Here is a 19,840-nt window from a genome sequence, read left to right on the forward strand (position 1 = left end):
GGGAGGTGGCGTGTTCTCGCTGGCGGCGGGCGCGGCGCCGGTGGGGGACGTGGCGCAGTCCACAGGTCCGGGAAGCCGAGTTGGGTGGCCACGGTGCGCGACCGGCCGGGACAATGAACGTCCCGGGGTGGTCGTGCCGCCTGCCACGCGTGCTCGTTCTTCCTTCGAGTGGCCTTGTGCCGCAGCCGCCGGCGCATCACGGGGCTGGAAGGAGCGACACCGATGGGCGAGGGGCACGCATGACTGACACCGGCCCGGTCCCCGGCGAGGGACTGCCGGGGAACGCAGGCGCAGAAGCGGTTCAGCAGCCGCACGCCGACCTGTCCGCGCAACCGGCCGGCACCCCGGCCGCGGCAGCCGGGTCGGGGCACGGCTGGAGCACCGACGCTTTCCTGGCCCCCGCGACGCCCGTCTTCGACTACCTCGACCAGCCGGAGGGCGTCGAGCCGCCGGTGGCCGCCGAGGACGACGACCTGCTGCTGATGCCCGCCCCGCAGGGTTCCTGGGGCGACCCGCAGCCGGTCCCGCCGCAGCCGCCGTTCCCGCAGCCGTCGGCCCCCGGGCAGGCCCAGGCACCGCAGCACGAGGCACCGGCCGCTGCGCAGGCGGTCGACACGGAGGAGGCCGTCGCGCCCGAGGCCGCCGTCGCGCAGCCCGGAAGCGGCCGGCCGGAGGCGGCGCAGGCAGAGCAGGTTCAGGCTGAGCCCGTTCAGGCTGAATCCGTTCACGCCGAGCCCGCTGAGGCCGGTCCCGTTCACGTCGATCCGGCTCAGGCCGATCCCGGTCACGGTGAGGCGCGGGCCGGGGCCGTGCCGCAGGAGGCGCTGCCCGCCGAGGGCGCCGTGCCGCAGGAGTCCGCCGACGCCGACTCCGCACGCATCGAGCCGGGTTCGCTGGACCTGGGCCACACCGGCCCCGGTCAGCCCGAAGCCGTCGAGGCGCTGCCCGACCCCGTGACGACCGGCGCCCAGCAGCCCGCCCAGGGCGCGGAGCAGGTGGCCGCCGCGCCGGTGGCCGGCGCGGACGGGCAGCCCGCGGCCGAGCCCGTCGCCGCCCCCGAGGCACCGGTGCAGGACGCGCAGGCCGCGCCGCCTGCCGGGCCCGCGCCGCTCGCCGAGCCCGTCCGGGAGAACGCCGCCGTGGACCCCGCCGCCGAGGCCGACCCCGCCGTCGCACCTGCGTCCCGCGTGCCCGCGCCTGGCGGCCCGGCGGGCTCCGCCGCCGGTCAGAACGGCCAGAACGGTCAGAACGGCGCGGTACGGCGGCCGTTGCACCTCGGTCCGCCCACCCCCGCCGCGCTGGGATCCGACTCGTCCGGCGGGGTGTCGGTGCGTTCGCTCGCCGACCGCGGCCCCACGCCGCCGCCCGTCGCGCCCACTCCGGTGCGCGACTCCGTCCCCGGCGACCCGACCACCGGACCCGAGTACCTCGACGTACCGGTGGACGAGACCGCCTCCATCCCGGCCCAGCAGAACGGCGAAGCGCCCGTGGCGGGCGGCCCCTGGGGCCCGACGCCGGCCGCTGCCGCCACCGTGACGCCCGAGGCGCCCGCGCAGCCGCAGCCGCAGCCGGAAGCCGAGGCCCAGGACCCGCCCGAGGCGCAAGCGATCCCGCAGGCCGGGCGGCCGGTGGCGCCGGAGCGGCCTGAGGGGGCCCAGCAGCCCGAGGACGCCCAGCAGGCCGAACAGCCCGAGGCGGGGCCCGTGGTGGAGCCGGTCGCCGTACCGGTCGACGTCGCCGAGAGCCCGCGTGGCGGGCCGGCCGACGAGCCCGGGGCCCTGGCCGACCTCGACCGCGAGCCGGTGCGCGTGACGGTCGTCCCGGAGCCCCGGGCCGCCGAGCCGCAGGCCGAAGCCGTCCCCGTTCAGCCGGAGCGGGCCGAGACACCGGCGCAGGCCCCCGCCCCCGCTGACGACGCGACGCCAGCCGGTGCGACGCCCGCCGCCGACCAGGAGCCGTCGCCGCGGACGTCGGCCGTGGACACCGTTGCGGGCCCTGCCGTCGACACCGCGACGGACGCCGACGGTGAAGCCCCCGGGGAGACCTCCGGCAAGGCTGGGAGCGGTAGCGAGGGCGAAGCCGCCGCCACATCCGCCGCCGCGGGATACGACGAGGCCGTACGCGACGCCGTGCACAAGGTGATCCGCGAGCGCCGCGACATCCGCAACGGCTTCCGCCAGGACCCGATCCCGCACGAGGTGCTGCTGCGCGTGCTGGAGGCGGCGCACACCGCGCCCAGCGTCGGCCACTCCCAGCCGTGGGACTTCGTGGTCATCCGCTCCGACAAGACCCGCGAGAAGATGCACGAACTGGCGATGCGTCAGCGTGACGCGTACGCCAAGTCGCTGCCGAAGGCCCGCGCCAAGCAGTTCCGCGAGCTGAAGATCGAGGCGATCCTCGACACCCCGGTCAACATCGTGGTGACCGCGGACCCGACGCGCGGCGGCCGTCACACCCTCGGCCGCCACACCCAGCCGCAGATGGCCCCGTACAGCTCGGCGCTCGCGGTGGAGAACCTGTGGCTCGCCGCCCGCGCCGAAGGCCTCGGCGTCGGCTGGGTCAGCTTCTTCGACGAGCGCGAGATGGTCCGCGAACTGGGCCTGCCCGACCACCTGGAGGTCGTCGCCTACCTGTGCGTGGGGTACGTGGACGAGTTCCCGGAGGACCCCGAACTGGTGCAGGCGGGCTGGTCCAAGCGCCGTCCGCTGGCCTGGGTGGTGCACGAGGAGGAGTACGGCAACCGCGCCCTTCCCGGCGAGGCACCGCACGACCTGCTGGACGAGACACTGCGCGGCATCCGCCCGCTGGACGCCAAGGCGCTCGGCGAGGCGTGGGAGCGGCAGAAGCGGATGACCAAGCCGTCGGGCGCGCTCGGCATGCTGGAGATCATCTCCGCGCAGCTGTGCGGTCTGTCCCGGCAGTGCCCGCCGCCCATCCCCGAGCCCGCCGCCGTCGCGATCTTCGCCGGTGACCACGGGGTGCACGCCCAGGGCGTCACCGCGTGGCCGCAGGAGGTCACCGGCCAGATGGTGGAGAACTTCCTCGCCGGGGGAGCGGTCTGCAACGCGTTCGCCAACCAGGTGGGCGCCGAGGTCTGCGTGATCGACGTCGGCGTCGCGTCCGAACTGCCCACCACGCCCGGCCTGCTGCCGCGCAAGGTGCGGCACGGCACCGGTGACTTCACCACCGGCCCGGCCATGACCCGCGAGGACGTGCTGCGGGCGATCGAGGTGGGCATCGAGACCGCCCGCGACCTGGTGGCCGCCGGCAACAAGGCGCTGCTCACCGGCGAGATGGGTATCGCCAACACCACCGCGTCCGCCGCGCTGATCTCGGTCTACACCGGCGTCGACCCGGCCGAGGTCACCGGCCGCGGCACCGGCATCAACGACGAGATGCACGCCCGCAAGGTGGACGTGGTGCGCCGCGCCCTGGAGTTGCACAAGCCCGACCCCGCCGACCCCATCGGCGTCCTCGCGGCCATCGGCGGCCTGGAGCACGCGGCCATGGTCGGTCTGCTGCTCGGCGGCGCGTCGCTGCGCACCCCGGTCATCCTGGACGGCGTGAGCGCCGGGGCCGCCGCGCTGGTCGCCCGGGCCGTCGCTCCCGAGGCACTGGCCGCCTGCATCGCGGGTCACCGCAGCGCGGAGCCCGGCCACGTGGCGGCCCTGACCAAGCTCGGTCTGCGTCCGCTGGTCGACCTCGACCTGAGGCTGGGCGAGGGCACCGGTGCCCTGCTCGCGCTGCCGCTGGTGCAGAGCGCGGCTCGGGTGATGCACGAGGTGGCCACGTTCGACTCGGCGGGCGTCACCGAGAAGGGCTGACCGGAGCCCGCGAGGGCGGATCCGGGCCCGTACGACGGCGACCGCGCAGGCCGGGGCCGGTCGCCGTGCGATGTGCCTCGCCGCGCGGCGCCCGTCGCGCACCGTAAGGTTGTCACCACCGGCTGGGCGCCCACCCCGACCGCGGGCCGGCACGGGCCGGTCCGCCGGTCCCGGCCGGACTCCGGGCGACGGCACGGAGCCGTCGTCCCCCGCACCGCCGCATCGCATGAGGAGCCGCACCGCCATGGACCGTAACGACGTGCCCGCCTATCCGGTCGGACTGCGCCTCGCCGGACGGCGGGTCGTCGTGCTCGGCGGCGGTCAGGTCGCGCAGCGCAGGCTCCCCTCCCTGGTGTCCGCGGGCGCCGACGTCGTGCTCATCTCCACCTCCGCCACCGCGTCCGTCGAGGCCATGGTCACCGCGGGGGAGGTGCGCTGGGAGCGCCGCCGTTACACGTACGGGGACCTGGAGGGCGCCTGGTACGTGGTGGTCGCCACCGACGATCCCGAGGCCAACGCCGCCGCCTCCGCCGAGGCCGAGGAGCGCCGGGTGTGGTGCGTGCGCAGCGACGACGCCGACGCCGCCACCGCCTGGACCCCGGCGACCGGGCGCAGCGAGGGCGTGACGGTCGCGGTGCTCACCGGAAGCGATCCGCGCCGCTCGGCGGCGGTACGGGACGCGGTGGTCGAGGGCCTGCGCGACGGCTCGCTGGCCGCGCCCCGGCGCCGGGCCCGCGGGGTCGGCGTGGCGCTGGTCGGCGGCGGCCCCGGGGACCCGGACCTGATCACCGTGCGCGGACGCAGGATGCTCGCCGAGGCGGACGTGGTGGTCGCCGACCGGCTCGGACCGCGTGACCTGCTGGACGAACTGCCGCCGCACGTCGAGGTGATCGACGCCGCCAAGATCCCGTACGGCCGGGCGATGGCGCAGGAGGCGATCAACGCCGCGCTGATCGAGCACGCCAAGGCGGGCAAGGCCGTCGTCAGGCTCAAGGGCGGCGACCCGTTCGTCTTCGGGCGGGGCATGGAGGAGGCGCAGGCGCTGGCCGAGGCGGGCATCCCGTACACCGTGGTGCCCGGGATCTCCAGCTCGATCAGCGTGCCGGGAGCCGCGGGCATCCCGGTGACGCACCGCGGCGTGGCGCACGAGTTCACCGTGGTCAGCGGCCACGTCGCACCGGAAGACCCGCGATCGCTGGTGGACTGGGCGGCGCTGGCGAGGCTGCGCGGCACGCTGGTGGTGCTGATGGGCGTGGAGAAGATCGGCGCCATCGCCGCCGCGCTCGTCGCCCACGGCCGGGACGCGGACACGCCGGTCGCCGTCGTGCAGGAGGGCACCACCGCGGCGCAGCGCCGGGTGGACGCCGTGCTCGGCACGGTCGGCGACGTCGTGAAGGCCGAGGGCGTACGGCCCCCGGCGGTGATCGTCATCGGCGACGTGGTCACGGTGGGCGCGGACCGTGACTGACCCCATCACGATCGACGACCCCGACGACCCGCGGCTGCACGACTACACGTCGCTGACCGACGTCGAGCTGCGCCGCCGAAGGGAGCCCGCGGAGGGGCTGTTCATCGCCGAGGGCGAGAAGGTCATCCGCCGCGCGCGGCAGGCCGGTTACCGCATGCGCTCGACGCTGTTGTCGGCGAAGTGGATCGGCCAGCTGCGCGACGTCATCGACGAGGTGCCCGCTCCGGTCTACCTGGTCAGCCCGGAGCTGGCCGAACGGGTCACCGGTTACCACGTGCACCGCGGAGCCCTGGCCTCCATGCAGCGCAGGCAACTGCCCACCGTGAGCGAGGTGTTGGCGGGCACCCGGCGCGTCGCCGTCTTCGAGGACCTGGTCGACCACGCCAACCTGGGCGCCGCCTTCCGCAACGCGGCCGCCCTGGGCATCGACGCCGTCCTCCTCACGCCACGCTGCGCCGACCCCCTCTACCGGCGGGCAGTGAAGGTGTCGATGGGCGCGGTCTTCCACGTCCCCTGGACGCGGATGACCTCCTGGCCGCAGGACATCGAGGTGCTCCGCCGGCACGGCTTCGTGACGGCCGCCCTGTGCCTGTCGGACAAGTCGATCACCATCGACGAACTGGCCGCCCGCAGACACGAGAAGCTGGCCCTGATGCTGGGCACCGAAGGCGACGGCCTGTCAGAAGGCGCCCTGAGGGCGGCCGATGAGCGGGTCCGCATCCCGATGGCCGCCGGAGTGGACTCCCTCAACGTCGCCGCGGCCTCCGCCGTCGCCTTCCATACGACGAGGTCCTGAGACCCCGCTGCGCGAAACGCGCCCGGAACCAGTCCCGCGGCGGCCACCGGCGGGGCGGCCCGCCCACGTGGTGCCGCGGGCCGCTCCGCCGCCCGCCTCACCCCGCCGCGGGCAGGTTCACCAGGGCCGCCAGGCGGGTGCGGTGGTGGCCCGGGGTGCCCAGGGCGAGTTCGCAGGACTTGGCGCGCTTCAGGTGGAGGTGGGCGGGATGCTCCCACGTCATGCCGATGCCCGCGTGCAACTGGACGCACTCCTCGGCCGCGTGGACCGCCGCCGTCGAGCAGTACGCCTGGGCGACGGCGACCGCCACCGCCGCGTCGGGGCTGCCGGTCGCCAGCGCGTCCGCCGCCGCCCTCGCCGCGGCCCGCGCCGAGACGACCTCCAGCCACACGTCGGCCAGCCGGTGCTTCAGCGCCTGGAACGAGCCCACGACACGCCCGAACTGCCGCCGCTCGCCCAGGTATCGCATCGTCTCGTCCAGGCACCACTGCGCGACGCCGACCTGCTCCGACGCCAGCAGCCCCGCCCCCGCCAGCAGCGCACCCTCCAGTGCGGAGGCCCCCGGGCCCGCCAGGCGGTGCGCCGTCGCGCCGTCCACGGTCACGTCGGCGATCGGGCGGGTCAGGTCGAGCGGGACGGCGGGAGTGACGCGCATCCCGGGCGTGTCGGACGTCAGCGCGTACAGCCCGGGCCCCTCCGGGCCGGTCGCCGGGACCACCAGGACGTCCGCCACCGCCGCGTCCGCGACGCTGGTCACCGTTCCGCTCAACACCCCGTCGGCATCGGCGCGTACGGCCTGCGGGAACGACACGCCCGGCCCGTACGTCAACGGCACCGCCAGCGCTCCCACCGACGCGCCGGAGGCCAACGAGTCCAGCAGACGCGCGACGCGTTCGTCCGCCGTGTCGCAGCCGAGCAGCGCAGTGGTCGCCAGCACCGCGCTGCCCAGGAACGGCACGGGCGCGACCGCCCCGCCCAGCTCCTCCAGTACGACCGCCGCCTCCCGCGCCGAGGCGCCCGCGCCACCCAGCTTCTCCGGCACCAGCAGCCCGGCGAGACCGGAACCGGCCGCCAGCGTGCGCCACAGCCCGAGGTCGTACGGCTCGTCGCTCTCACAGCGCGCCAGCACCGCCGACGCCGGGCAGCGGTCGGTCAGCACGTCCCGCACCGTCGCGCGCAGATCGTCCTCGACGTCGGAGTAGAGCAGGTCGGGGGTGGCGCTCATCGGGGCAGGTCCTTCCACGCGACGTCCTTGTCGGTACGGGGTTCCGAGGGCAGGCCGAGCACCCGCTCGGCGACGATGTTGCGCAGGATCTCCGACGTGCCGCCCTCGATGGAGTTGCCCTTGGCCCGCAGATAGCGGTACCCGGCGTCGTGGCCGAAGAAGTCGACCGTCTCCGGACGGGTCATCTCCCAGCCGTGGTACCGCAGACCCTCCTCGCCCAGCAGTTCCACCTCGAGACCGCTGACCGCCTGGTTGAGCCGGGCGAACGCCAGCTTCAGCCCCGACCCCTCAGGCCCCGGCGCGCCGACCGCGAGCTGCTGGCGGACGCGTTCCGCGGTGAGCCGGGCGACCTCGGAGTCCACCCACAACCGCAGCAGCCGCTCGTGCAGTTCGGGGGTGCGCAGCTCGGGCCGTTCGCGCCAGGTGGCGGCGGCCACGCCGATCATGCCGCCCTCGCGCGGCACGGCGCCGCCGCCGATCGCCACCCGCTCGTTCATCAACGTGGTCTGCGCGACCCGCCAGCCGTCGCCCTCGTCGCCGAGCCGGTGCGCGTCCGGGATCCGCACGTCGGTGAGGAAGACCTCGTTGAACTCCGCCTCACCGGTGATCTGCCGCAACGGCCTGACCTCGACACCGGGCGCGGTCATGTCGCAGACGAAGTACGTGATGCCGCGGTGCTTGGGCACGTCGGGGTCGGTACGGGCGATCAGGATGGCCCAGCGGGCGTTGTGGGCGTTGGACGTCCACACCTTCTGGCCGTTGACCGTCCACGCGTCGCCGTCGCGCACCGCACGGGTGCGCAGCCCGGCGAGGTCGGAACCGGCACCCGGCTCGCTGAACAGCTGGCACCACACCTCCTCCCCGGTCCACAGCGGCCGCAGAAAGCGCGACTTCTGCTCCTCGGTGCCGAAGCGCAGGATGGTCGGCGCGGCCATGCCCAGCCCGATGCCGATCCGGCGCGGGTCGTTGTCGGGCGCGCCGGCCGCGGTCAGCTCCGCGTCCACCACGCCCTGCAAGGCGCGCGGCGCGCCGAGACCGCCGAGGCCCTCGGGGAAGTGCACCCAGGCCAGCCCCGCGTCGAACCGTGCCCGCAGGAAGGCGGCGCGGTCGGTCGTGACCGGGTCGTGCTCCGCCAGGAACGCGCGGACCCGGCGCCGGACCTCCTCCGCGTCCAGCCCGCCCCGGCCGGTGGTGGCCGTCGTCTTCGTGGTCATACGCCGCGTCCTCCCAGACCCGCCCCGGGGGCGGGCCGTCCGTGAGCTAAGCAAGCGCTTGGTAAGTTACCGAACGCGGCGGGAGCGCGCCAGCCCCTGGCGTGATGTGCGGGGATGGCGGGGGAGGTGTCGACTACTTGTCGGTTTGTCGACAGGTAGAGGCGTCAGGTGGGGCGGTCACGCGTGCGGCGGATCAGGGCGGTGGTCCGGCTCCGTGCTCGAACGGAGCGCGGTCGCCTACGGGGCGTCGGAGGGGCCCGCGGCGGCGTCTACCGTGCCGTCGTCCGGCGCGTTCGCGGCTGTCTCCGAGACGGTCGGCGTGCCCACGGCCGCGCCACCCGGCGCCTTCGCGGCCGCCCCGCCTTCCGGGGCCCGCGCCGCGCCGGAAGCGGCGCCGGACACCGCGCCGGCGGCCGGGGCGCCGGAGGCCGTGGCGCCGCCGGTCGGTGAGGCCGTGCTCACCGGTGCGTGCGGGACCCCGAGGCCGTGGCTCGGGCCCTGACACCCCTGCGCCGCCGCGATGCCCAGCGCGACCAGCAAGGTCACCGTGACGAAGACGATCACCCGCTGCCGCAGCAGCCTGCGGTCGGGCCTGCCGGGGCGGCGCCCGGCGGGGGTGCGGGGCGCGGGCGTACGCGCCGGGGCGCCGCGCTGGGCCGGAGGCCGCCCCGGGGCACGGCCCGCGGGCGTGCGCGCGGGGTGGCCGCGCGGGGGAGTGCGGACCGACGACGCCTCGTGCCCCGCCTCCGCCGGGCGGCGCTCGGTGCGCTGCCGCGCGTACTCCTCGGCGCGGGGGCCGGTCGGGCGCTCGGGATGCGGCCCCGCGGCCTTGCGCGGGGCACCGCTGTCCAGGCCGCGCGCCTCGCGGGCGGCGATCTCGGACAGGCGCTCCGCGAGCCGGGCCGCGCTCGGCCGGTCACCGGGCTCCTTGGCGAGGCACGCGTAGACCAGTGGCGCCAGCGCGTCGGGCACGCCGCGCAGGTCCGGCTCCTCGTGCACCACCCGGTAGAGCATGACCTCGGAACTGCCCTGGCCGAACGGCGAGTCGGCCGCCGCCGCGTACGCCAGCGTGGCGCCGAAGGCGAAGACGTCGGTGGCCGGGGTGACCGCGGCGCCGCGCACCTGTTCCGGCGCGAGGAAGCCGGGCGAGCCGACGGCGGTGCCGACGTGCGTCAGCGTGCTGGCCCCGGTCGCCCAGGCGATGCCGAAGTCGATGATGCGCGGGCCCTTGGGCGACAGCAGGATGTTGGACGGCTTCAGGTCGCGGTGGACCACGCCCGCGTCGTGCACCGCGACCAGGCCCTCGGCCAGCGCCGCGCCGATCCCCGCCACCTCGGCGGCCGGCAGCGGGCCCTCGGCGCCCACCTTGTCGTAGAGGGACGGGCCGGGCACGTACTGCGTGGCGAACCAGGGACGTTCGGTCTCCAGGTCCGCCGCGACCAGCCGCGCCGTGCAGCCGCCGCGGATGCGCCGGGCCGCGGACACCTCGCGGGCGAACCGCTGCCGGAACTCCTGATCCTCCGCCAGCTCCGGCCGGATCACCTTCAACGCCACGCGCTGGCCGCGTTTGTCGGAGCCGAGGTAGACCACGCCCATGCCCCCGGCGCCGAGCCGCCGGTGCAGCCGGAACGAGCCGACGACACGCGGATCCTCGCGCCGGAGCCGCATCATCGTCATCTTCTTCCCCTACCTCCGGTGGGGAGACCCGAATGTGCTGCCCGCCCGGTCCGTGTGACGAAGCACAGCTTACGGACTGACCGCCCCGGGTGCGGTCAGGCGCCGCCTGCGCCAACCGGCGGATTGTCAGTGGCCGGTGAGACGATCGACGCGTGGGAAGGTCCTCGGGCGCGGCCTCCGGCGGAGCCTGCCCACCTCACCAACCGGCTGTCTGTGAAGGGGGATTGACGGCGTGAAAGGTGATCGCGTGGAGATAGTGGTGGACGCGGGCGACACGACCCGCACCTACGAGGTGGTGGCCACCCGTGCCGGGCGGCGGGTGGAGACGGCGGTGCGCCGCGGCGTGGTGGAGGTGAGCGAAGTCACCAGAAGTGGATCAGTGGTACGGACCGCGCGTTTCATGGCGACGCGGGTGCTCGCCCTGGTCGAGCAGCCGGTGCCCAGGGCCGACGCCGAGACGCAGGAGGCAGTCGGCACGGCGGCGTAGCCGGCGCACGCGCAAGCGCTGTCCGGCTCTCCGCGCGGTGCCGTCCCACGTGCGGCGGCGGGGTGGCGGCCTTCGCCGGGCGGGGGCGCGCCACCGTGCGCGGAACGTCGCGCGCGGGACGACGGGCGGCCGTGCTCGACGGGGACCCTGAGAGGGGTCGGGGGTCTCTCCACCCAGCGGAGTATCCCGTCCCGGCACGCCTCATCCTCGGGGAGGCCAGGGAAGGGGTACGACGGCATGACGACCCGCACTTGCCGCGCGTCTAGTGTGGAGGGCAAGCGGCGGGCGGAGCACTCGTCCCCCGAGGTCAGACGCCCGCCGCCCCAAGTTGGAGACCACGGCGGGACACACGGGGAGAGCGGTCATGGCGGTGCACACGGCGGCACGGACGGTCAAGCGGGGACGCGGCCTGAGGGCGGCCGTGTTCACCGGCGGACGCCGGTCGGGGACCCGGCATCCACTGGTGGCCGTCGCCATGGCGGCGCCCGTGGGGGTGCTGCTCGCGGTGTGCGGAGGATGGCACGCGGTGGTCGTACAGGCGTCGTCCGTGGCCGGGTTGATGGGACGCTGAACTCAAGCGTCACAGGTCCGGGAGAGCGGCCCGGACCGGGGACAAACCGGTAACAGACCCCGTGGGGACGGGGGGCGCACGGACGGCACGGGGCCCGGACATCTGGAGGTGTCCGGGCCCCGAGACTTTCCGCCTCCGGCCGGCGGAGCCGCCCCCGAGGTCGGTCCCGCCCCTGGGGGTGCGGGTGGCGGAGCCTCCGCTTGGCGAGGCGGAGCCGAGCAGAAACGACAAGGGCGGGGTGGCTCGCGTTTTCCGCGAGCACACTCCGCCCTCGACTGCGAGCACACTCCGCCCTCGACTGCGAGCGGACTCCGTCCTCGACGTCGCGCGGCCCTGGGGGTGCGGGTGGCGGAGCCTCCGCTTGGCGAGGGGGAGCCGAGCAGAAACGACGAGGGTGGGGTGGCTCGCGTTTTCCGCGAGCACACTCCGCCCTCGATCGCGAGCGGACTCCGTCCTCGACGTCGCGCGGCCCTGGGGGTGCGGGTGGCGGAGCCCCCGCTTGGCGAGGCGGAGCCGAGCAGAAACGACGAGGGCGGGGTGGCTCGCGTTTTCCGCGAGCACACTCCGCCCTCGACCTTGTGGACGATACTGGGATTGAACCAGTGACCTCTTCCGTGTCAGGGAAGCGCTCTCCCGCTGAGCTAATCGTCCGGGACGCACACCCCGCGAGGGGCGTGCCGCGTGCGCGATACTGGGATTGAACCAGTGACCTCTTCCGTGTCAGGGAAGCGCTCTCCCGCTGAGCTAATCGCGCGGGATGGTGCCGGGGGCACCGTTCGGGACCCTCACGGATCCAGTGGACGATACTGGGATTGAACCAGTGACCTCTTCCGTGTCAGGGAAGCGCTCTCCCGCTGAGCTAATCGTCCGAGGTGGAGACGGGATTTGAACCCGTGTAGACGGCTTTGCAGGCCGTTGCCTCGCCTCTCGGCCACTCCACCAACGGGGATCACAGGACCCCCATCGAGCGGACGACGGGATTCGAACCCGCGACCCTCACCTTGGCAAGGTGATGCTCTACCAACTGAGCCACGTCCGCGTGTGCCGTGATCCGGGGCGCTCCCGCGTCCCGGCGACGTGTTGAACTCTAGCGGAATTCCGCGTCAGCTCAAATTCCGTTTCCGCAGCGTGCCGGGCGGTGTGAGGGGTCACCGCCAGGTGGTCCACGGCGGTAGCGTCGGGAGCGGGACGTGGGCGCCGCGGCGGCCGCGTGCCGACGTCGTGGGACAGCTGGTCATGAACGCGACGACGAACCGACTCCGGTGGAGGGCCGACCCTTGATGATCTGGGTGAACGGTGGACTGAGGGAAGAGGACGACGCGACCGTCTCCGTCCTCGACCACGGACTGACGGTGGGCGACGGCGTGTTCGAGACGGTGAAGTCCGTCGACGGTGAGCCGTTCGCCCTCGACCGACATCTGGCCCGGCTCGCCCGCTCCGCCCGCGGCCTCGGTCTGCCCGAGCCGGACGCCGACGAGGTGCGGCGGGCGTGCCTGGCGGTGCTGGAGAGCAACCCGGTGCCCCTGGGGCGGCTGCGCATCACCTACACCGGAGGCATCTCGCCGCTCGGCTCCGAGCGCGGCGACCACGGCGCGACCCTCGTCGTCGCCGTCTCCGGGGCGCACCCCCGGCCGGAGACCACCGCGGTCGTCACCGTCCCGTGGGTGCGCAACGAACGCGGCGCGCTGAGCGGCCTGAAGACCACCTCGTACGGCGAGAACGTGCTCGCGCTCGCCCGGGCCCACGAGCACGGCGCGTCCGAGGCGCTGTTCGGCAACACCCGGGACCGGCTGTGCGAGGGGACCGGCTCCAACGTCTTCGTCGTGCTCGACGGTGAACTGCTCACCCCGCCCCTGGAGTCCGGCTGCCTGGCCGGGATCACCCGGCAGCTGGTGATCGACTGGGCCGGAGCGCGCGAGGCCGACCTGCCGCTGGAGGTGCTGGAGCGCGCGGAGGAGGTCTTCTTGACCTCGACCCTGCGGGACGTGCAGGCCGTGCACCGGGTCGACGACCGCGAACTGACGGGCGCCCCGGGCCCGGTGACCGCCAAGGCCATGCGGGTCTTCGCCGAGCGGGCCGGGGCGGAGCCCAACCCGTGACCACCACCCTGCGCCCGGCCGGGCCGGAGTCGCGCGAGCCGGACGGGGCCAGATCCCGCGACTTCACCGTCTGCGTCAACAGCCGCCCGGTCGGCTCGATCCGGCTGGCCACCGACCGCCGTTACGGCCCCCGCACGGGCCGCGTCGTCCAACTGCGGATCGACGAGCGGGACCGGCGGCGCGGTCGCGGCACCGTCGCCGCGCTCGCCGCCGAGGAGGTGCTGCGCGGCTGGGGGTGCCGGCAGGTGGAGGCGAGCGTCCCGGCCGAGGCGCCCGCCGCGCTGCGGCTGATGTCCGCGCTCGGCTACACCGAACGCAACCGCGCGATGGTCAAGGCACTGGGCGAGGAGCCGTCGTTGCCGCCGGGCGTGACCGTCCGCGCCATGGGCGCCGACGACTACGCGGTCTGGCACGCCAGGACCCGCGACGAGTACGTCGACGACTGGGTCGCCAGGGGCCTGACCAGGCAGCGCGCGGTGGAGCTGGCCGACGCCGACTACGCCGCCACCCTCCCGGAGGGCCACCTCACCCCAGACACGGCCTTGCGGGTGCTGGGCGCGGACGGCGCGGACGTGGGCTGGCTGTGGGTGCGGCTGCGGGCGGACGAGGGCCGCCCGGCCTGGGTCTACCTGGTCGAGGTCGCCGAGCCGCACCGCGGCCGGGGCCACGGCCGCACCCTGATGCTCACCGCCGAACGCGAGTGCCTCGCCGCGGGCGTGCGGTCCGTGGGGCTCAACGTCTACACGGCCAACTCGGCGGCGATGCGGCTCTACGAGTCGCTCGGCTACCGCCCCACGTCGCACGAGATGACCAAGTCCCTGCTGTGACACGACGACTGTGACACGACGGCGGTGCTCCCCACCGCTCGGCGCGGCCGGGAGCGCCGCCGGACGGACAGGCCGCCGCCGCTAGCCGCGCAGCGCCTCGTCGACGAGCTGTTCGACGCGTTCGCGCAGCCCGTCCTGGCTCTTGCCGCCGTCGAGGCGGACCCCGCCAACGACATACGTGGGCGTGCCCGTGACGCCGATCGCCCGGCCCTCGGCCTGGTCGGCGTCGACGACGAGCAGGTGGCGGCCGTCGACCAGCGCGGTGTCGACCTCCTCCGCGTCCACCCCGAGCTCCCCGGCGATCTCCGTCAGCAGAGCCTCGCCCCGCTCGCCCAACTCCTCGGCCCGCGCCAGCACCGCCTCCAGGTACGGCCACCCCCTGCCCTGCGCGAACGCCTCCTCCACGGCCTGGGCGGCTGCGTAGGCGTGGGCGTGCTTGTCGAGGGGGAAGTGGCGCAACTGGATCTCCAGCGCGTCGCCGTAACGGGCGCGCAGCGCGCGCAGGTCGTCCAGCGCGGCGCGGCAGTCGGGGCACTGCGCCTCGCACCAGTACTCGACGACGACCGGGGACGGGGTGGGTCGGTTCATGGCCTCAGTCTCTCAAGCCCCCGGCGCACCCCGTCACGTCGGACCGGCACCTGCGAAGGAGGCGTACCCGGAGATCTCCCTGAGGCGGTCGCGGGGGCGTGGCCCGGGCGGCTGGGGCGAGGCACGATGGATGGCAGGCACGTCCGTGGGATTGGAGACATCATGTCCGCAACCGGCACGAGGAGTGGTCGGCCGTGCTGACCGCGACCGTGTGTGTGGCCCTGTCCGGCGCGGGCCTCGCCGTGGCACTGCTCACGGCCTGGCGACGCCGTTTCCTGCGGGCCGTCCGCGTCGCCGCGGTGTCGTTGCTGCCGGTCGGGCTGTACCTGGCGGGGCTCATCACCATGTTCCGCAAGATCGGCGAGGCGGTCGGCGACTGGGCGGCCGGCCTGGTCCTCAAGCCGTCGGTCTGGCTGGGCTTCGCGGTGCTCGCCCTGGCCGTCCTGCTCTACCTGATCGCCCGTCTCGCCTCCGGGCGTTCGGGACGGCGCGCCGAACGCCGGGCGGCGGCCGGCGCGGGGACCGGGACCGCCGTCGAACCCGCGGCGCGGCCGGGACCTCGGCAGGTGGAGGCGAAGAGGGCGAAGGCGGGCAAGGGCGGATCGTCGGAGTTCGACGACATCGAGGAGATCCTGCGCAAGCACGGCATCTGAACGGATCGCGCGGGCACGGCGCCTGAGCGGGTCCGCGTGAGCCCGGCATCGGAACACACGGTCTGCGGCGTCTCACACAATGAGACGCCGCATCCGCATGCCAGAAAACCACCCCTGCGGGTACGCGTGTTGGTTGCGGGGGCGGGGGGTCGGCGCGCGATGATCGCGGCGATCGTCAGACCCCCAACTCCCGCCTGAGGCAACCGACTTGGGACACACGGCCGCGTACTGTTGTGCGAGTCAGTCCCCTGTCGAGTGACCCATGACCTGTTGAGGCCACGCACCACATGAACGACGAGCCCCGCGGGTGCCTGTTCGCGCTCTCCCAGCCGCCCCTGATGTTCTTCCTCGGGTTCATCGGCACGCTGCTGTTCTTCGGGGCGTGCCTCGACCTCTTCGGGTTCTGACCCGCACCCTCCCGCCTTTCCCGTTCCCCCGGCTGTGCGGCCCGGGGCGTGTTTCAGCCCGTGGTCTCCCGTCTGCGGGCCCGGTAGGCGGCGACGTGCAGCCGGTTGCCGCAGGTGCGGCCGTCGCAGTAGCGGCGCGAGCGGTTGCGCGACAAGTCGACGAAGGCCCGGCCGCAGTCCGGCGCCGCGCACCGCCGCAGCCGGTCCCGCTCACCCGCGACCAGCAGGAACGCCAGGGCCATCCCACCGTCCGCGGCGAGGTGGTGGGCGAGCGAGGCGCCCGGGGCGAAGTAGTGCACGTGCCAGTCGTAGCCGTCGTGGTCGGTGAGGCGGGGAGTGGTCCCGGCCTCGGCGACCATGGTGTTGATCAAGGCGCTCGCCGCCTGTCCGTCCTCGGCGGCGAACACCCCGGCGAATCGTTCCCGCAGCGCGCGCACCGCCGCCAGGTCGCCCGCGGTGAGCGGTCCCACGTCGCTGAACCGGTGCCGGGCCACGAAGTCGCCGAGCGCCACGAGATCCGTCAGCGAGTCGTCGTCCTCGCCGTCCGGCGCGGTGTTGAGCAGGTCCACCACACTGTCGAGCGCGCACCGGGTGTCGTGGTTGATCAGCACGCTTTCGCTCCCTGGCGTCGAGGGTCGGCGACGACCGGCACGACGACGGAATCCGCACCGGCTCGTCGCGTGACTCTAGCGCGCCCGCCGCACCGGCCGGGAAAGCGCGCGAGCGCCGTGGCCCCACCCCGGACGGGGTCGGGCCACGGCGCTCGCGCCGAGCGTGCTGATCGGGCCGCGCCGTCCCCCCGAGTAAGGACGGTCGCGGATGTCGGGCGGGGCTCAGCTCTCCGCGAGGATGTGCGACAGCTCCGTGTCCAGGTCGAAGTGGCGGTGCTCGGTGCCCGGCGGCACCGCGGCGTCCGTCCGCTTCAGGAACGACTCCAGGGCCCGCGCCGGGGCCTCCAGGAGCGCTTCGCCCTCCGGCGAGCTGAGGGCGATGCAGACGACGCCCTGGCCGTGACTGCGCGATGGCCAGACACGAACGTCGCCGGTGCCGGTGGGGCGGTGCAGACCCTCGGCGAGCAGGTCACGGGCGAACACCCATTCGACCGTCTCTTCGGCACCGGTGTGGAAGGTGGCGTGCACGGCGTAGGGATCGGCCGTGTCGTACCGCAGGCCCGCGGGCACGGGCAGTGAGGATTCGCTCGACACAACGAGGCGCAGGTGCAGCTCGCAGCTGACCGTGGTGTTCATAAGCGCCAGGGCCTTTCGCTCAGTGTGCGCTCGGGGATTCGCACGTCGGCGAAATCGACATGCCACCTGCGAGGACGTTGTAAACCCCTCTGACTGGTTTGTGAAGCTTCCGGTACTTCGTTCGGACCAGCTTCGGCGCGTGATCGTGGGCCGATGTGGTGATGGGACCGAATCGGGAGGTTTGCGAAGTCGTCACAGAGGGTGATCGTTGAGTGTCTGTGTGCGGCGAGCGCGGAGGGCCGGCGGTGATCGTCCCGGGTGGCGTGGCGCCCTCGTCGGCGACGGGATCCGCGCAGGTGGTCAGGGGCCCCCGCTGACATGCGCTAATGTTGTCCCCGCACCCGGGCGATTAGCTCAGCGGAAGAGCGCTTCGTTCACACCGAAGAGGTCACTGGTTCGAACCCAGTATCGCCCACCGGGTCGAGGGCGGAGTGGGCTCGCGGAAACGCGAGCCCACTCCGCCCTCGGTGTCTCCCGGCTCGGCTCCGGCTCGCGGTGGGGCTCCGCCGCCCACACCCCCGTCTCGTGGTCGAGGCGGTCCCACCGTTCCCGGACGAGGCGTCACACTGAGGCCATGGACTGGTGCCGGTACCGCTTTCGCAGCGTCTGGCGGCTCGCCGCTCCCGTCGAGGCCGTGTACGCGGTCCTGGCGGACCCTGAGGGGTACCCGCGCTGGTGGCCGCAGGTGCGAGAGGTGGACCGGATCGACGAGGTCTCCGGAACGATGCGTTTCCGCTCGCTGCTCCCGTACGACCTCGTGGTCGGCGTCCGGCAGGTCCTGCGCTCGCCCGATGACGCGGTCCTCCAGGTCGCGATGAGCGGGGACCTGGAGGGGTGGGTCCGGTGGACCCTCACGCCGGACGGGAGCGGATGCCGGGCGCTGTACGAACAACGGGTCGTCGTCCGCAAGCCCCTCATGCGTCGCCTCGCGCTCCCCGGCCGGCCGTTCTTCCTCGTCAACCACGCCGTGATGATGCGCCGCGGGCTCGGCGGACTGCGCGCCGCGCTGGCGGGCCGCCCCCGGGACGCCGTTTGAACGCGGGGTCCCCGGCCCTGTATTGTTCACGTCGTCCGGGCGATTAGCTCAGCGGAAGAGCGCTTCGTTCACACCGAAGAGGTCACTGGTTCGAACCCAGTATCGCCCACTCGATCGAGGGTGAAGTGTGCTCGCGGAAAGCGCGAGCGGCTTCGCTCTCGTTGTTTTTTGGCTCGGCTTCGCCTCGCGGGTGGGGCTTCGCCACCCACACCCCCCATGCCGTGGCCGAGGGTGAAGTGTGCTCGCGGAAGGCGCGAGCGGCTTCGCTCTCGTTGCTTTTGGCTCGGCTTCGCCTCGCGGGTGGGGGCTTCGCCACCCACACCCCCCCATGCCGTGGCCGAGGGTGAAGTGGGGGAGGCTTCCCCCCCCGCCTCGCGTGAGTCGGAGTCACGGCGTCAACGCCTAAGCCGCCTCCGGGAGTTCGGGCCGCAGCGGCCAGGCCGGGTCGCAGCGCTCGGGGGAGCCGTTGCGGGCGAACCAGGCCTGCAACCCGCGCGCCTGCGCCGCGTGCCACAGGGCCTGCCGCACGTGCAGTTCGGCGGCCGGGATCGCGCCTATGCCGCGCTCCGCGTACCGCCGTCCCATCGCCCGTACGACGTGGAGCGAGGCGAGTGCGTCGGCCGCCGCGTCGTGCGCGTCGGTGAGCGACACCTCGTAGTGCGCGCACAGATCGGTGAGCGTACGGCGCCCCTTGCGGTAGCGGTCCGCGTACTTGTCGAGCACCCGCGGATCGAGCACGCACATCGCGGAACGCTCCAGGTAGCCGGCGAGCGTCAGGCCCCGGTGCCGCTTCAACTCCCGGTCCAGCAGCGTCAGATCGAACGGCGCGTTCATCACCACCAGCGGCACCGCGCGCACCGAGAGCGCCGCCAGTGCCCGCGCCATCTCCTCCGTCGCGGGACCCGGCGCCGTGCCGTGCGCCCGCAGGAGCGCGTCGGTCAACCCGTGTATGGCCCTCGCCGCCTCGGGTACCGGCACTCCCGGGTTCACCAGCCAACGCCGCGTGCGCGGCGCCGAATCGGGGGTGTCCTGCACCACCAGCGCCGCCGACACGATGCGGTCGTGCTCGACGTCCACGCCCGTGGTCTCGGTGTCGAACGAGGCGAGGGGCCCCTCGAACCAGCGTGCCATGACCGGCTCCCTGCTTGCTGACCCTGCTGACGGTGATACGTGCGATGTCGGGTACGGGCGGTGACGGGCGGTCAACGTCCCGCGTGGTCAAGCCCCGTCATGGCCTGCGGGTTGACGCCCTGTCCCTTTCATACCCGTGACCCAGCGTCAGCGAACCGTGCCGGTTTGCGAAACCTCGCCGCCGGTGACAACACAGTTGACGGCCCGTTCGGCCGACAGCCGACGACCGCCGTCCAAGGACTCGTCGCGGAGCGCGGCTCCGCAGCCCGGAAGGCACGGCCGGAGCCATGGCGCTCGCCCAGCCCGATCCGGCGCCGTTGACGGACGGGCCGCTCCAGGAGCGGCCGGTCCCGCTGCGGGGCTCGATCGCCACCACCAGTTGCATGGAGACACTTCAGGTCGGTTACCTGCACGCGGTCGCCGCCGCCTCGGGGTGCTCGCTCGCCCAGCCGTTCCCCGACAACGGCATCGACTGGCACGTCAGTCACAGCTCACGCGGCCACGAGGTGGACGACGAGGTCACCATCAAGGTGCAGTTGAAGTGCACCTACCAGGTGGCGCCGAACCCGCCCGGGCCGTTCTTCTCCTTC

17 protein-coding genes and 7 tRNA genes are annotated in these 19,840 nt (G+C 74.0%); 12 read left to right on the forward strand and 12 right to left on the reverse strand.

All coding sequences use genetic code 11. The features are described from left to right. The first annotated feature begins 239 nt into the window (after nt 1–239). The 3 genes from cobT (at nt 240) to CK485_RS25175 (ending at nt 6,088) form a co-directional block, all read left to right on the forward strand. Complete coding sequence (cobT, locus tag CK485_RS25165; protein ID WP_109454106.1) at nt 240–3,824, forward strand: nicotinate-nucleotide--dimethylbenzimidazole phosphoribosyltransferase; 3,585 nt, start codon at nt 240–242, stop codon at nt 3,822–3,824. A 244-nt stretch (nt 3,825–4,068) separates the two neighbouring features. Continuing rightward, on the forward strand, nt 4,069–5,292 hold the full coding sequence (gene cobA, locus CK485_RS25170) for a uroporphyrinogen-III C-methyltransferase (RefSeq protein ID WP_109454107.1): 1,224 nt from the start codon (nt 4,069–4,071) through the stop codon (nt 5,290–5,292). Beyond that, nucleotides 5,285–6,088 carry an RNA methyltransferase gene (locus tag CK485_RS25175; protein WP_109454108.1) on the forward strand — a complete coding sequence of 268 codons (804 nt, stop codon included), beginning with the start codon at nt 5,285–5,287 and terminating at the stop codon, nt 6,086–6,088. Before cobA ends, CK485_RS25175 begins: the two co-directional genes overlap by 8 nt. Nucleotides 6,089–6,185: 97 nt before the next feature. Here CK485_RS25175 and CK485_RS25180 read toward each other — a convergent pair whose 3' ends face one another. The 3 genes from CK485_RS25180 to CK485_RS25190 all read right to left on the reverse strand — a co-directional run bounded on the left by CK485_RS25180 (nt 6,186) and on the right by CK485_RS25190 (nt 10,204). Further along, complete coding sequence (locus tag CK485_RS25180; RefSeq protein WP_109454109.1) at nt 6,186–7,313, reverse strand: acyl-CoA dehydrogenase family protein; 1,128 nt, start codon at nt 7,311–7,313, stop codon at nt 6,186–6,188. Continuing rightward, nucleotides 7,310–8,527, reverse strand: coding sequence for an acyl-CoA dehydrogenase family protein (locus CK485_RS25185; RefSeq protein WP_109454110.1), 1,218 nt, complete (start codon nt 8,525–8,527; stop codon nt 7,310–7,312). Before CK485_RS25185 ends, CK485_RS25180 begins: the two co-directional genes overlap by 4 nt. Before the next feature lie 237 nt (nt 8,528–8,764). Beyond that, nucleotides 8,765–10,204, reverse strand: coding sequence for a serine/threonine-protein kinase (locus CK485_RS25190; protein WP_109454111.1), 1,440 nt, complete (start codon nt 10,202–10,204; stop codon nt 8,765–8,767). 232 nt (nt 10,205–10,436) lie between these two features. Here CK485_RS25190 and CK485_RS25195 point away from each other — a divergent pair, with 232 nt between their 5' ends. After that, a complete protein-coding gene (locus CK485_RS25195; protein ID WP_109454112.1) occupies nt 10,437–10,691 on the forward strand; it encodes a hypothetical protein in 255 nt (84 codons plus the stop codon). 364 nt (nt 10,692–11,055) lie between these two features. After that, nucleotides 11,056–11,262 (forward strand): hypothetical protein, encoded by a 207-nt coding sequence (locus tag CK485_RS25200; RefSeq protein ID WP_109454113.1) that lies wholly within the window; start codon nt 11,056–11,058, stop codon nt 11,260–11,262. A 579-nt stretch (nt 11,263–11,841) separates the two neighbouring features. On the opposite strand, the gene CK485_RS25205 is transcribed toward CK485_RS25200, so the two are convergent. From CK485_RS25205 to CK485_RS25225, 5 genes are all read right to left on the reverse strand, one after another. Next, a tRNA-Val gene (locus CK485_RS25205) sits at nt 11,842–11,913 on the reverse strand. 31 nt (nt 11,914–11,944) lie between these two features. Next, nucleotides 11,945–12,016 (reverse strand) — tRNA-Val (locus tag CK485_RS25210). Between the two features lie 43 nt (nt 12,017–12,059). Further along, nucleotides 12,060–12,131, reverse strand: a tRNA-Val gene (locus tag CK485_RS25215). A 1-nt stretch (nt 12,132) separates the two neighbouring features. Beyond that, a tRNA-Cys gene (locus CK485_RS25220) sits at nt 12,133–12,203 on the reverse strand. 25 nt (nt 12,204–12,228) lie between these two features. Continuing rightward, nucleotides 12,229–12,301 (reverse strand) — tRNA-Gly (locus tag CK485_RS25225). Nucleotides 12,302–12,539: 238 nt separating this feature from the next. Here CK485_RS25225 and CK485_RS25230 point away from each other — a divergent pair. Together CK485_RS25230 and CK485_RS25235 are read left to right on the forward strand one after the other, a co-directional pair. Continuing rightward, nucleotides 12,540–13,361, forward strand: coding sequence for an aminodeoxychorismate lyase (locus CK485_RS25230; RefSeq protein WP_109454422.1), 822 nt, complete (start codon nt 12,540–12,542; stop codon nt 13,359–13,361). Further along, nucleotides 13,358–14,188: a GNAT family N-acetyltransferase gene (locus CK485_RS25235; protein ID WP_109454114.1), complete on the forward strand. Its 831-nt coding sequence runs from the start codon at nt 13,358–13,360 to the stop codon at nt 14,186–14,188. The genes CK485_RS25230 and CK485_RS25235 overlap by 4 nt, the downstream gene beginning before the upstream one ends. A gap of 81 nt (nt 14,189–14,269) precedes the next feature. Here CK485_RS25235 and CK485_RS25240 read toward each other — a convergent pair whose 3' ends face one another. Further along, nucleotides 14,270–14,776 carry a DsbA family protein gene (locus CK485_RS25240; protein WP_109454115.1) on the reverse strand — a complete coding sequence of 169 codons (507 nt, stop codon included), beginning with the start codon at nt 14,774–14,776 and terminating at the stop codon, nt 14,270–14,272. A 194-nt stretch (nt 14,777–14,970) separates the two neighbouring features. On the opposite strand from CK485_RS25240, the gene CK485_RS25245 reads away from it, so the two are divergent. Beyond that, nucleotides 14,971–15,429, forward strand: a complete 459-nt coding sequence (locus CK485_RS25245) for a hypothetical protein (RefSeq protein ID WP_109454116.1) — start codon at nt 14,971–14,973, stop codon at nt 15,427–15,429. Between the two features lie 460 nt (nt 15,430–15,889). Here CK485_RS25245 and CK485_RS25250 read toward each other — a convergent pair whose 3' ends face one another. Continuing rightward, nucleotides 15,890–16,447: a CGNR zinc finger domain-containing protein gene (locus CK485_RS25250; protein WP_109454117.1), complete on the reverse strand. Its 558-nt coding sequence runs from the start codon at nt 16,445–16,447 to the stop codon at nt 15,890–15,892. Between the two features lie 222 nt (nt 16,448–16,669). After that, nucleotides 16,670–17,083, reverse strand: coding sequence for an SsgA family sporulation/cell division regulator (locus tag CK485_RS25255; RefSeq protein WP_003959770.1), 414 nt, complete (start codon nt 17,081–17,083; stop codon nt 16,670–16,672). Nucleotides 17,084–17,426: 343 nt separating this feature from the next. Between CK485_RS25255 and CK485_RS25260 the strand changes: the two genes are divergently transcribed. The 3 genes from CK485_RS25260 to CK485_RS25270 all read left to right on the forward strand — a co-directional run bounded on the left by CK485_RS25260 (nt 17,427) and on the right by CK485_RS25270 (nt 18,228). Further along, nucleotides 17,427–17,498, forward strand: a tRNA-Val gene (locus CK485_RS25260). A gap of 159 nt (nt 17,499–17,657) precedes the next feature. After that, on the forward strand, nt 17,658–18,119 hold the full coding sequence (locus CK485_RS25265; RefSeq protein WP_109454118.1) for an SRPBCC family protein: 462 nt from the start codon (nt 17,658–17,660) through the stop codon (nt 18,117–18,119). Between the two features lie 37 nt (nt 18,120–18,156). Continuing rightward, nucleotides 18,157–18,228 (forward strand) — tRNA-Val (locus CK485_RS25270). Between the two features lie 293 nt (nt 18,229–18,521). On the opposite strand, the gene CK485_RS25275 is transcribed toward CK485_RS25270, so the two are convergent. After that, nucleotides 18,522–19,250 carry an exonuclease domain-containing protein gene (locus CK485_RS25275; RefSeq protein ID WP_109454119.1) on the reverse strand — a complete coding sequence of 243 codons (729 nt, stop codon included), beginning with the start codon at nt 19,248–19,250 and terminating at the stop codon, nt 18,522–18,524. Nucleotides 19,251–19,537: 287 nt separating this feature from the next. Between CK485_RS25275 and CK485_RS25280 the strand changes: the two genes are divergently transcribed. Further along, nucleotides 19,538–19,840 (forward strand): DUF4365 domain-containing protein (locus CK485_RS25280; protein WP_146214585.1); only part of this gene is annotated, 303 nt, incomplete at its 3' end.

Source organism: Streptomyces sp. ICBB 8177 (assembly GCF_003144095.1).
Classification (GTDB): Bacteria; Actinomycetota; Actinomycetes; order Streptomycetales; family Streptomycetaceae; genus Streptantibioticus_D.